Genomic DNA, 12,666 nt, shown 5'->3' with positions numbered 1-12,666 from the left:
TCTAGTGGGTTTTCTGGACGAGACCGGCGAGGACGTCCGCCGCCTGCTGCTCACCGGGGCCTGCGGCGTCCGGGTTCGCGGCGGCGTCGTGGAAGTAGGTGTCGTGCGCACCTGCGCCCTCGTCGTCCTGCAAGGCGGTGATGATCGCGCGCGGGCCCGTATCGCACACGAAGTCGTCCGGCAGGCAGAAACTATGCACCGGGACGTCCGACATCGCCCCGCCACCGATGAGCTCCGGGGCGCGGTGGAACGGATTGCCCAGGTACACCGCGCCACGCAGCCGGCCCTGCGCGGCGAGCATGTGCTGCACCGGGGCGAGCGCCGCGACACCCTGCGAATAGCCCACACCCACATACTCCGGACGGCAGCCTGACTCGCGCTCGTACTCCTCGACCATCTCGATGCCGCCGGGCAGTCCGCGCGACATGGAGTCGACGAACAGACCCACCCCGTTGACGATCGTCGCCGGGTCAGGATCCTCGCCGGCCTCCCCGACGGGGAATCGTGCCGGATAGTGCTCGGCGTCTATCGCCAGCACGGTGCGCTCACCTGCGGCGAATAGGCCCGGATGAGTGGCGCTGGCGTAGTCGAGGAAGCGGTGGATCGTCTCACCCTCGTAGCCGTTGGAGTACCCGTTGGACGCCGCAGGCGCGTACGTCTCCTCCTCCTCACTGCCGCGGGCGACGAGGGTGACCACCGAGGGGCACTGGGGTGTTGTGGTCGCTTGGGCTGTTGCCTGGGTGTGCTGCGTGGCCTGGGTGGTTGCCTGAGCTGTCGCCGGAGTGGCGATGGCGGTGACCAGGGTGGCGGTCAGTGCCATGGTGGTGAGAGTCTCCCGAGAATGTTTCGTCATGCAAGGCATCCTACAGAGAGCAATTTCTTAGATCTCTCACACCACCCGCCTGCGTTGTTCCCTCGCCGCGACGGTAGGCCCCCTCCCCTTTCCCGACTCACCCCGGCTCTGCTCGCCACTCACCCCAGCCCCACTCGCAGAGCGATCACCCTTCCAGGCAGCATTTCAGCCCGAATCCCTTCCTGGAGGGGCGACAATTTCGAATCCTGCAGCACGGGGACGGGCAGCTGACTCGGAGTTCCCGCGCAGACAGCAACCCCGGAGGTCGGTCACACCAACCTCCGGGGTTGCCACCTTGCCGTTCCCCGCGAGTGACTCCCCTACGAGCGGAGCCCAGCACTCCTCAACTCGCCCCAGCCCCCACTCGCAGAGCGATCACCCCTCCAGGCAGCATTTCAGCTCGATTGCCTACCTGGAGGGGCGACTATTCCGCAATGAAACAGAGACTACGGCCGGACCTGGCCCTCGCCGTTGACGATCCACTTCGTGCTCGTCAGCTCCGGCAAGCCCATCGGACCGCGGGCGTGGAGCTTCTGGGTGGAGATGCCGATCTCCGCACCGAAGCCGTACATCTCACCGTCGGTCCAGGCGGTGGAGGTGTTGATCATCACCGCGGCGGCGTCCACGTTCTGCTCGAAGTACTTCGTGGCCTTGTAGTCCGTGGCGCTGATCGCCTCGGTGTGGCCCGTGGAGTAGCGGGTGATGTGGGCGACCGCGGCCTCGACCCCGTCCACGATCGCCGCGGCGATGTCGAAGGAGCCGTACTCGTCGGTCCAGTCCTTCTCCTCGGCCTGGACCACGTCGCCCACGCCCAGGGCGGAGAGCTCGGAGACCTCGCCATGCACGGTGACGCCGGCGTCCTGCAGGGAGGTCAGCACGCGCTTCTTGTCCTCGTCGGACAGGGCGGCGTCGAGCAGGACAACCTCGGTGGCGTTGCACACCGAGCAGCGGCGCGTCTTACCGTTGATGACCAGCTCGATGGCCTCGTCGACGTCGGCGGAGCCGTCCACGTAGAAGTGGCAGTTGCCGGTGCCGGTCTCGATGGCGGGCACGGTGGCGCCGGTGACCACGGCGTTGATCAGGCCCGCGCCGCCACGCGGGATGACGATGTCGACCAGGCCGCGGGCGGTGATGAGGTCCTGGACGGAGTCGTGGGTCTCGCAGGGAAGCAGCTGCACGGTCTCGCGCGGCAGGCCGTGCTCCTCGCACACGTCCTGGAGGATCTCCACGAGGCGGGCGTTGGAGTTCTGCGCGGACTTCGAGCCACGCAGCAGCGGCACATTGCCGGACTTCACGGCCAGGCCGAAGGCATCGACGGTGACATTGGGGCGGGCCTCGTAGACCATGCCCATCACGCCGAGCGGCACGCGGACCTGGCGCATCTCCAGGCCGTTGGGACGACGCGAACCGCGCACCACGTCCCCCACCGGGTCGGCGAGGTCGGCGACCTGGCGCAGGCCGCCGGCGATGCCCTCCACGCGGGCGGCGTCCAGGCTGAGGCGGTCGATGAGGGACTCGGACATGCCGCGCTCGCGTCCGGCGTCGATGTCGCGGCCGTTGGCCTCGAGCACGGAGTCGGTCTCGGCGACGAGGCGGTCGGCGGCGGCGAGGAGCAGGTCGTTCTTCTGCGTGGTGGTCAGCGCGGGACGCTGGGAGACCTCACGGGCCTTCTGCGCCTTGGCGAGGACCTCTTCGCGCTCGGCGGCACGCACCGGGGTCAGCCCGGCGGTGTCACCGGAGGTTGCGGTAGCGGCGGACGGGTTCTGGGCGGTGTTCGCGTCGGTCATGACTCCCAAGGTTACGTGACCGGCACGCAAAAATCACCCAGATTGTTGAACAATCTGGGTGATCGGCCCGAGCGAGGGGTTAGCTCGTAGCCCCGTAGACCCGCGACTGACGGTTCGAGTACGTCGCCATGTAGTCGGCGTGGATCACCGGACGCTGCGCAAACTCCGGCAGGTCCGTGGTCGACTTGCCGACCATGCCCTCCAGCGTCGCGGAGTCGTAGTTGACCTCGCCACGGCCGATCAGGTCGCCGTCCGGGCCCACGATGTCCAGCACCTCGCCGGAGGTGAAGGCACCGTCCACCCGCGCGACACCGACGGCGAGCAGGGAACTGTGGCGTTCCATCGCCGCGGCCGCACCGGCGTCAAGGTGCAGCGTGCCGGCGGAGTCGGCGGCGTAGAGCACCCAGAACTTCCAGGCGGACAGGCGGTCCTCCCGCGGCCAGAAACACGTACCGACCAGTGCCTCGTCCAGCGCCGCACCGATGTTCTCGGTGGACGTCAGCAGCACCGGAATGCCCGCGCGCGACGCCAGGCGGGCGGCGGACACCTTCGCCGCCATGCCGCCGGTGCCGAGCCGTCCTCCGTCGCCGGCGACAACGCCGCGCAGGTCCTTGCTGGTGCGCACCTCGGCGATGAAGCGGGCGTCCGGCTCGGCGGGGTTGCGGTCGTAGAGGCCCGCGACGTCGGAGAGCAGCACCAGCGCATCGGCGTAGGTCAGGTGGGACACCAGGGACGCCAGGCGGTCGTTGTCGCCGAAGCGCATCTCCGAGGTCGCCACCGTGTCGTTCTCGTTGACGATCGGCACGGCGCGCAGCTGGCGCAACCGGTCGATGGTGCGCTGCGCGTTGCGCGCGCGGTCACGCCGCGCGGCGTCCGACGCAGTGAGCAGCACCTGGCCGACGGAGCGTCCGTAGCGCGCAAAACTGCGCGCCCACTCCTGTGCGAGAAGAACCTGGCCGGACGCCGCGGCGGCCTGCTTCGTCGCCAGGTCGGTGGGCTTCTGCGCCAGGCCCAGCGGGCCCATGCCGCAGGCCACAGCGCCGGACGACACGACGATCACATCGGTGTCGCGGTCCATGCGCGCCTCCAGCGCGTCGGCGATGACGTCGATCCGGTCCGGGCTAACCAGGCCGGTCTCGTCGGTCAGGCTGGACGAACCGATCTTGACGACCACACGCTTGGCGCTGCGGATCGTCTCACGCACATCGGAATGGTGGCCATAGGCAGGGGAATCCTCACTGACCTCGGCGTCCGGGAACTCCTTGGAGGTCGCCGGGATAACGGGTCCAGGCTGATGCACGGCATCCGTCCCGAACTCCAGTGGCGCAGGGTACTCAAATACCGTGGGCTCTGCGGACATGTCAGAGGCATCAGTGGTGTCAGACATGCCTTTCATTATGGACCAGTCGCACCGTTCCTCGCCACGAGACAGGCGAAGGGGCCCCGCAACGGGAGGAAACTCGGACACATCCGACGAAACTCCCACATCGCGAGGCCCCCTCCCCTCCCCCGGAATCGGGTGTCGGGGTGGCTGGCTCTAGCTGGCTCTAGCTATATCTAGCTGGCGTCAGCCCTGCCAGCGTTCGCGGTCCGGCTCCTCGCCGTCGCCGAAGTCGTACTCGTCGATCAGACCGCGGCGGGCCTGGGAGGCACGCTTGCGCTCGTCGGAGGTGGAACGTCCCGTGCGGTCCAGGCGGCGGTCCGTGCCACGCCCGGAGGGCAGTAGGTCCACACCCGCGGAGGTCTGCGGCTCCCACTCGAAGGTGATCGCACCGATGGTCACCTCGTCGCCGGCCGAAGCACCAGCCTTGTACAGCGCCTCCTCGACACCGGCCTTGGCCAGGCGGTCGGCGAGGTAGCCCACGGCCTCGTCGTTCTCGAAGTCGGTCTGGATGATCCAGCGCTCCAGCTTCGACCCGGAGACGATGTAGGCGTCCTCGAACTCCGGGTCCTTGGTGACCTCGAAGTCGGCGAACTTTCCGCGGCCCTTGCCACGCAGGTTCTTCGGGGTGACGACCTGCGGGGCGACCTCCTCGACGGGGTGGGCGAGCCGGTGCTCGGTGACGATCCCCATCAGTGCGTAGCGCAGCGGGTCCAGGCCCTCGTGGGTGGCCGTCGAGATCTCCAGGACCGGCCAGCCGAAGGCCTCCTCGAGCTCGGGGCGCATCATCTCGGCCATCTCGCGGGCGTCCGGCACGTCGATCTTGTTCAGGACGATCAGGCGCGGGCGGTCGCTGAGGTCGCCGAGGCCAGCGTCGGCGGAGAGCTCCGACTCATAGTCCTTGAGCTCGGTCTCCAGGGCGCGGATGTCGTCGACCGGGTTACGGTCGGACTCCAGCGCCGCGCAGTCCACCACGTGCACGAGCACGGCGGTGCGCTCGATGTGGCGCAGGAAGTCCAGGCCGAGGCCCTTGCCCTGGCTCGCACCGGGGATCAGACCGGGCACGTCGGCGATGGTGAAGACCTCATGGCCCACGTTGACCACGCCCAGGTTGGGCTGCAGCGTGGTGAAGGGGTAGTCGGCAATCTTCGGCTTGGCCGCGCTCAGCACGCTGACCAGCGAGGACTTACCGGCCGACGGGAAGCCGACGAGGCCCACGTCCGCCATGGACTTGAGCTCCAGGGTGACCTCGCCGATATCGCCGGGCTCACCCAGCAGGGCGAAACCAGGCGCCTTGCGCGCCTTCGACACCAGCGAAGCATTACCCAGACCACCGTGGCCACCGGCGGCGGCGATGTAGCGCTGCCCCTTGGTGGTGAGGTCGGCGAGGACCTCGCCCTTCTTGTCGAGCACGACGGTGCCGGCGGGCACCTGGACCACGAGGTCCTTGCCGCGGGCACCATGGCGGTGGTCGCCGGAACCGGCGGCACCGCGCTCGGCCTTGATGTGCGGGTGGAAGTGGAAGTCGAGCAGGGTGTGGACCTGCGGATCAACCTCCAGGACCACGTCCCCGCCGTGCCCGCCGTTGCCGCCGTCCGGGCCGCCGAGGGGGACGAACTTCTCGCGGCGCACCGAGGCGCAGCCGTTTCCGCCGTCGCCGGCCTGCAGATGCAGGACGACTCGGTCCACGAAGCGTGACATGATTGGACGCCCTCCAGTTCAGGCGGTTAAAAGGGGTGGTTGGAGAATCCCGACGATCCTACCACCCGCTCCGGACACAGACCTCAGCACCGCAGGTCAGGCATCCCCGATGAACTCCATCATGTCGTCCAACACCCGGTCAGCGGCTACGACGGAAGCGTTGAGGAACCACGGGTCGACCTCGACTTCGAAGGACCGTCCGTCCTCCACTACGGGCAGCGCGGTCCAGGAGTTGCTGGAAGTCACCTCGGAGGCCCCTTGCGGGAAGCCGTAGAACAACCAGTCCGCGTCGAGATCGGCGGCATTCTCCAGGGAGATGTCGTGGCCCGGGGCGTCGTCGAAGGTTTGGTTCTCCGGGCGAGTCAGTCCGGAATCGACCGCGACGATGCTCGCCAGCGCCCGCGCACCCATCATCAGGTACTCGTCACCCTTGCCGCGGACAAGGGATACGGTTCCGTCACTGCCGCGGCGCTCCGCCCAGTCAGCGGCGCGCTCCTCGTAGCTGCTCAGAAGATCATCGGCCGCTTCGCTCGCCCCGAGCGCTTCGCCGATGATGCCCAGATCAGCCTTCCACTCCTCGGAGCCGCCATTGGACAGGACCACCTCGGCCAGCTGTTCGAGTTGCTCCAGGATGGTGCTGTCGGCACGCTTATTGGACAGGATCAGCTCCGGCTCGAGCCGGGCGACGGCCTCCATGTCCGGCGACTGGCGTTCGCCCACGGACTCCACGGAGTCCAGATCGAAGTCAGCACCGAAGCGGTCCTTGACGAAGTCCGGGATACCGTCAGAGACCGTCCCAACGGAACTGGCCAGGGCAATACCAACAGGCAGGACGCCGAGGGCCAGGCAGGTCTCGAACTGCCCGGTGTTCAGTGCGACGACGCGCAGGGCCTGGTCCCCCGAACCGCTGGCCGCGCCGGAGGACTGTGCGTCCCCGTCACCGCTTCCGCCGCTTCCGCTGTTTCCGCTGCTGCCACAGGCGGCGAGGAGTCCGGCGGCGCCGAGCCCAAGGGCCCCGGCGAAGAAGGCACGGCGGGTAATCCCTGCCGCTGATACTGTGTTGTTCGGCGTAGTCATCAGAAGTAAAGATAGCCTCACCACATGTGCCTACGCAAAGCACAGAACAAAACCCCAGGACATCTGGGATGTCCTGGGGTTCCTAGCACCCCGAGGGGGCGCCGACCGGAGGTTTAGGCCTCGACGGTCTCGTTCTCGACGATGTTCACCAGACGACGGTTACGGCGGGTGCTGAACTGCACGGCGCCGCCCTTCAGGGCGAACAGGGTGTCGTCGCCGCCGCGTCCGACGTTCTCACCGGGGTGGAACGAGGTACCGCGCTGACGGATCAGGATCTCGCCGGCCTTGACCTGCTGACCACCGAAACGCTTGACACCGAGACGCTTGGACTCGGAATCGCGACCGTTGCTGGAGCTGGAAGCACCCTTCTTGTGTGCCATGGTCTTTTCCCTCCTCGGAAAAGGTCGTACCGCCGCGCGGGACGCAGCGGTCGCTGGGTTTACTTGATGCCGGTGACCTTGAGGACGGTCAGCTGCTGACGGTGGCCGTAACGACGCTTGTAACCGGTCTTGTTCCGGTAGTGCATGCCGTTGATCTTCTTACCCTTGGTCTGGTCGACGATCTCGGCAGCAACGGTCTTATCGGCGAGGTTGTCACCGGAAGTGACGTCAGCGCCATCGACGAGGAGAACCGGGGTGAGGGCCACGGACGAACCGGGCTCTCCCTCGATCTTCTCGACCTTGACGAGGTCACCTTCGGCAACCTTGTACTGCTTTCCGCCGGTCTTGACGATCGCGTACATGGAAGGGCTACCCCTTTGTTTCTCTACTCGGCTCAGGCCGCCCCTCCACCGATCATTCCCGCACGAGGCAGGACACGGCCTGAAAAGGCAATCTGACTGGACTTCATTGCTTATTTCACTGCGTCCGACCCGATCGATTCTGCGCCGGACGTGCGGCGCAACCGTGGTGCCCCGGTTATTTCCAGGGTGCCGACGGACACGATCGACCAATGGTCGAACAGCGACTATGCAAGGCTACCGCCCTACCCCGGGAAAACAAAATCTCCACCTCTTCCACAGGGTGCGGGCCTCACGGGGAATGACACGCCGGTGATTTACCGGGTGCTGCGCACCACCCGGCGCCGGCCCCTACGGTCCGAACGCACCTGCGGTGCCGCAGCGCGCGCGGGTTCCGGGGAGGACGCCTCGGCGACGTCCTCGGTGGACGCCGCCGCCTCAGCAGGACGCCCGGCGTCGGACGCCGCGGCACCGTAGTCCTGCGGCCGCGGGGCGACGTCGGAACGCGAGTTGCCGCGGACGCGACGGCGACGACGCGGCGAGCGCTCGAACGCCTCCTTCGCCGACTCGTAATCACCGGTGCTTTCAACGGCAGTCTCAGCGACCGGTTCTGCGACTGGTTCGGCGGCGGGCTCAACAACCGGCTCGGCCGGGGCCACGCGGCGCACCACGCGGCGACCGCGACGGTCCTTGCCACGCGACGTCGCCACCGGCGCCGGAGCGTCCTGCGCCGGAGCGTCCTGCGTCGGTGCGTCCTGCGCGGGCTCGTCCTGCACGATGCCGCGCAGCAGCTGCTCCGTGGCGTCGTCGCCGAACTCTTCGTCCGACACGTAGTCCGAGCCGCTGGGCTCGTCCGGATCTTCCTCGCCGGCGCGGCTCAGCGCGTAGGCGACGATGTCCTGCACGGACTCGGGACCCGAATCCTGACCCGACCCCTTGCGGCGTCGGCGACCGCCCTGCGCGTCGGCACCGTGCACGGTCTTGGCAACCTCAGCGGTGGTCTCCGCGGTGGTGTGCTGGTCCTCCTGCGCGGGCGCCGGAGCATCCTCGATGGCGCTGTCCTCGTAGCGCTTGCGGATCTCCTGTTCGTGGCGGGCCTGCTTGAGACCCTCGCGGCCACCGTGGTCGCGGCGCTCCTGGCGGTCGTCGACCTCCTCGTGCTCGACGGGATCGTCGTGCAGGATGATGCCGCGGCCATTGCAAGCCTCGCACTGCGAGGAGTAGTTCTCCACCAGGCCAACGCCCAGGCGCTTACGCGTCATCTGCACCAGACCCAGGCTGGTGACCTCGGAGACCTTGTGCTTCGTGCGGTCGGCGGCGAGGTACTCGTGCAGGCGGCGCAGCAGCAGGTCACGGTTCTCCTCGAGCACCATGTCCACGAAGTCCACCACGATCATCCCGCCGATGTCGCGCAGGCGCATCTGGCGCACGATCTCCTCGGCGGCCTCCAGGTTGTTCTTGGTGACGGTCTCCTCGAGGTTGCCGCCGGAGCCGACGAAGCTGCCGGTGTTGACGTCGATGACCGTCATCGCCTCGGTCTTGTCGATGATCAGGTAGCCGCCCGACGGCAGCCAGATCTTCTGGCTCAGCGCATTGGAGAGCTGCGCGTCGAGTTCGTAGGCGGCGAAGACGTCGTCGCCGCCGTGCTCCTCCGGGTTCCAGCGCACCACGCGCGACTCCAGGTCCGGGGCCATGCGGTGCACATAGTCGCGCACCCGCTGCCAGGACCGATTGCCGTCGACGACGAGTTCGTTGAAGTCCTCGTTGAACATGTCACGAACCACCTTGACCAGGAGGTTCGGCTCCTCGTACATGGTGACCGGGGAGGCGCCCTTCTTGGCGCGCTCCTTCTCCTCGCGCTCGGTGATGTCCACCCAGCGGCGGTGCAGACGGTCGACATCCTCGGCGATCTTGTCCTCACTGACGCCCTCGGCGGCGGTGCGGATGATCGTGCCGCCGTCCTCCGGCACCACGCGCTGCAGAATCGCCTTGAGACGCTTGCGCTCGGCCTCGGGCAGTTTGCGGGAGATGCCCTGCGTGCGTCCGCCGGGGACGTACACGAGGTAGCGTCCGGCGAAACTGACGCGGTTGGTCAGCCGGGCACCCTTGTGTCCGAGCGGCTCCTTGATGACCTGCACGAGCACCTGGTCACCCTGCTTCAGCGCCGACTCGATGCGCCGCGACCGGCCGCGGACGTGCCCGGAACGCCAGTCGACTTCGCTGGCGTAGAGCACGGCGTTGCGGCCCGTTCCAATGTCGACGAAGGCGGCCTCCATGCTGGACAGCACGTTCTGCACGCGCCCCAGGTAGATATTGCCGATGGTGGACTGCTGATCGTCGCTGGTGACGAAGTGCTCCACGAGCAAACCGTCCTCCGCGACGCCGACCTGGGTGGTCCAGCCGTTGCCGTCGTGACGGTGGGCGTCGCGCACGACCATGGAGCGGAAAATGTTCTCGCGGCGCGCGAGGAACTCCGCGCGGGTGACCGCCCGGTGCTTCTCGTTGCCCTGCTCCTGACGCCACCGACGCTTCGACTCCAGCCGCGTGGACCCCTTGAGCTTCACCGGCTCATCGACCACGGGGGTCGGCTCCGGGGCCTTCTCGGGGGTTTTGTCCTGGGACTTCTCCGGCTGCGCGTCCTGCTGTGTGTCCTGCTTGGACTGCTGCTTCTGGTCCTGCTTCGGCTCGTCCTGCTTGGCCTGCTCGTTCTGGTCCTGCTGGTCAGCACGCCCCCGGCCGCGACCACGGCTGCCGCGACGACGACGGGAGGACGCCGCCCCCTCGCCCTGCTCATCGGACGCCGGGGCGTTGCTTCCGGCGTTGCCGCTGTTTTCTTCCTCGCGTTCACGACGAAGTGCTTCCGCACCGGCCGCCGCGCTACGCGAACCGACGCGTCGGACGATCCGACGACGCACCACCGGACGCGCTGCCTCGGCCTCCGGCTGTGCTTCCGCCGCGGCCTCCTGCACCGGCTCCTGCACCGGTTCCGGCTGGGGCTCAGGCTGCTGCTTCTTCGGGGCCTGCTTCTTCGGCTGCTGCTTCGGCGCCTGCTCTGCAACGTGCTCGGTAGCGGTGGCGTCCTGCTCGGCCGGACGGCTCACGCGCCGACGCCGGCGACGGCGCGACGCCGACCCCGTGTTCTTCGTCTCGGCGTTCTCGGATGCCTCCGGTGCTGCCGCGGTGGACTGCTGTGCGGGCTTCGCCTCGGGCTCCGCAGCCGCAACAGGCTCGGCGGGCTCGATGGGCTCAGCAGGAGTGACCGGGGCCGCGGCCTTGCGCGTCACCTTGCTGGAACGTGCCCGACGACGCGTCGGTGCGGCCTGCTCCTTCGGCTGCTGCACTGCTTCGACTGCGGGCTCGGCCGCGGCTTCTGCTGCGGGCTCTGCCTCAACGGCAGGCTCAACTGACTCAGCAGCTGGCTCGGCGACCTCAGCAACGGGCTTCGCCTTCGTCGCCGTCTTTCGCGGGGACCGCTTCCTCGCCGGAGCCTTCTTCGCGGGAGCAGGCTCAGATGCCTCAGCCTTCTCTGCCTTCCCTGCCCCACTGATCTCCCCGAGCACCCGCTCCGCCTCGGCACTGGTCACCGTCGACGCGGCGCGCTTGTTCTCCACACCGTGCTCCCCCAGCACGGTGATCATCTGCGCACTCGGGATCCCGAGGGCCTTGGCCAGTGCGTGGACACGGACCTTCTCCCCCAGGTCTGCGACCTTCACGTCCGCCGCCGCTGCGGCGAGTTCCTGGCCTGTCTTTGCCATGCTTTCTCCTCTTGACCTGCCACGCGCGGAAAAACGTTGGTTCGCGACCGCCCACCGCACCGACGCTCTCGTCGGGGAGGTGGGGTCGCGGCGTCCTCCGGTAGGACGTCCCGGCCGACGGCCCCGAACTGGTTCCCGGGGTAAAGAGCGGGCGCGTGTGATCGGTCCGATCAGGTCGCAGCCACACTGTGACGTCGTCTGGCCGAGGCGAGCGGAATTGCCGCCGTGGCATTCATATTCGATGTTGTCTGCACGATTGTCGTGCCTAGAAATCTGTCCGACATTCGGAGCACACCGTCTCATCGGGTGCTACACGTGTCTCCGCACATTGTTGCACACCGCGGCACCCACGGCGTCCCCGCCACACCGCTTCCTGTGCTGCGACCTGTGTAACCAGTTACGGTGTCTTATATGAGCCCCGAATTTCGCACTCTCCAACAGATTCAGGCCTCCGTCACTCCTGCCCTGCCTGGGCGCGTAGTGGCGGCCGTGCTGGTCGCCATCTTCGTCGGCGCCTCGTCCTCCCCCATCGCAGGACCGTGGACCCTCTCACTCGCCGCGGTCGTGATGCTCATCGGCGCATTCGCCCTGGGCCTGTCGCTGCGGGCGAAGGGGTTGCGCAGCAACGAGTACGCCCCGATGCGTGCCGATGACCGCACCCCGGCGGATGTCGGCGGCACCGCGGAGGAGCCTCAGAGCCCGAACAAGCGACTGCGCACGATGCTGTCCTTCGCCGTCCCCGGGATCTACACGCTGATGTGGATCGGCCAGCTGATCGACTCGACAACCCTCGGGTGGATCTACGCCGCGGTGGTGACGGTCGTCAGCCTGGTGGTCTTCTGGCGCGTATTCGTGCTGGAGGGCGCCCGGCCGGAGGACTACGTCGCACTGTCGACGGTCTTCGCCACCGAGCCGGACTGGTCCCCGTCGGACGACACCGACGCCGTCGCCTCCACCCTCTACGCCGCCCAGGCGGTCCCCGGGGGACGCCAGGTGCGTCGCGACGTCCTCGCCGAATTGGCCGCCCCGCTCCTGTCGGACGCTTCACGCGACGAATCGCTGGACGCCGCGCTGCACTCACTCACCGCCCGCGGCCTGGCCGTCGTCCTGCGTGAGCGCAAGGACGCCACCACGGTCGTGCGGTGGGTGACGTTGACCGAGGAAGGACGCGACGCGCTCGCGCGCGGCCCCGTGGGTGCCACCCCGGTCAACTAACCCCTTCAGCTAGCCCCTGTCACCTGAGTCATGCCCCAGGTCGGGAAATCGGCATTTTCCTACCTGGGGCATGACTCAGCTGACATGCCCGACGGGTGTGGGGCACGAAAAAACTCCCCGCAGCGTCCTACGAGAAGGACGCGGCGGGGAGCCGTGAA

The 12,666-nt window shown here is 67.9% G+C and carries 9 protein-coding genes; 1 reads left to right on the top strand and 8 read right to left on the bottom strand.

The window, feature by feature from the left end; translation table 11 throughout:
- Position 1: 1 nt before the first annotated feature.
- The 8 genes from ACT3SZ_RS07475 to ACT3SZ_RS07440 all read right to left on the bottom strand — a co-directional run bounded on the left by ACT3SZ_RS07475 (position 2) and on the right by ACT3SZ_RS07440 (position 11,293).
- Entirely contained in the window at positions 2-853 is an 852-nt protein-coding gene (locus ACT3SZ_RS07475; RefSeq protein WP_444617908.1) for a hypothetical protein, read from the bottom strand.
- Between the two features lie 446 nt (positions 854-1,299).
- Entirely contained in the window at positions 1,300-2,640 is a 1,341-nt protein-coding gene (locus ACT3SZ_RS07470) for a glutamate-5-semialdehyde dehydrogenase (RefSeq protein WP_444617906.1), read from the bottom strand.
- Between the two features lie 79 nt (positions 2,641-2,719).
- A complete protein-coding gene (proB, locus tag ACT3SZ_RS07465; protein WP_444617904.1) occupies positions 2,720-4,027 on the bottom strand; it encodes a glutamate 5-kinase in 1,308 nt (435 codons plus the stop codon).
- Between the two features lie 180 nt (positions 4,028-4,207).
- Positions 4,208-5,722, bottom strand: coding sequence for a GTPase ObgE (gene obgE, locus ACT3SZ_RS07460; RefSeq protein ID WP_444617902.1), 1,515 nt, complete (start codon positions 5,720-5,722; stop codon positions 4,208-4,210).
- A gap of 96 nt (positions 5,723-5,818) precedes the next feature.
- A complete protein-coding gene (locus tag ACT3SZ_RS07455) occupies positions 5,819-6,799 on the bottom strand; it encodes an ABC transporter substrate-binding protein (RefSeq protein WP_444617900.1) in 981 nt (326 codons plus the stop codon).
- 113 nt (positions 6,800-6,912) lie between these two features.
- Positions 6,913-7,179, bottom strand: coding sequence for a 50S ribosomal protein L27 (gene rpmA / locus ACT3SZ_RS07450; protein ID WP_038549531.1), 267 nt, complete (start codon positions 7,177-7,179; stop codon positions 6,913-6,915).
- A gap of 59 nt (positions 7,180-7,238) precedes the next feature.
- Entirely contained in the window at positions 7,239-7,541 is a 303-nt protein-coding gene (gene rplU, locus ACT3SZ_RS07445; protein WP_301441726.1) for a 50S ribosomal protein L21, read from the bottom strand.
- A gap of 314 nt (positions 7,542-7,855) precedes the next feature.
- Positions 7,856-11,293 carry a translation initiation factor IF-2 N-terminal domain-containing protein gene (locus ACT3SZ_RS07440; protein WP_444617898.1) on the bottom strand — a complete coding sequence of 1,146 codons (3,438 nt, stop codon included), beginning with the start codon at positions 11,291-11,293 and terminating at the stop codon, positions 7,856-7,858.
- A 411-nt stretch (positions 11,294-11,704) separates the two neighbouring features.
- Between ACT3SZ_RS07440 and ACT3SZ_RS07435 the strand changes: the two genes are divergently transcribed.
- On the top strand, positions 11,705-12,508 hold the full coding sequence (locus ACT3SZ_RS07435) for a hypothetical protein (protein ID WP_444617896.1): 804 nt from the start codon (positions 11,705-11,707) through the stop codon (positions 12,506-12,508).
- The last annotated feature ends 158 nt before the right edge of the window (positions 12,509-12,666 follow it).

Origin of the sequence: Corynebacterium sp. AOP40-9SA-29 (genome assembly GCF_052377405.1) — a bacterium.
Taxonomy (GTDB): Bacteria; Actinomycetota; Actinomycetes; order Mycobacteriales; family Mycobacteriaceae; genus Corynebacterium.
The sequence above is the reverse complement of the archived record's forward strand: the minus strand, read 5'-3'. Positions and strand labels throughout refer to the sequence as shown.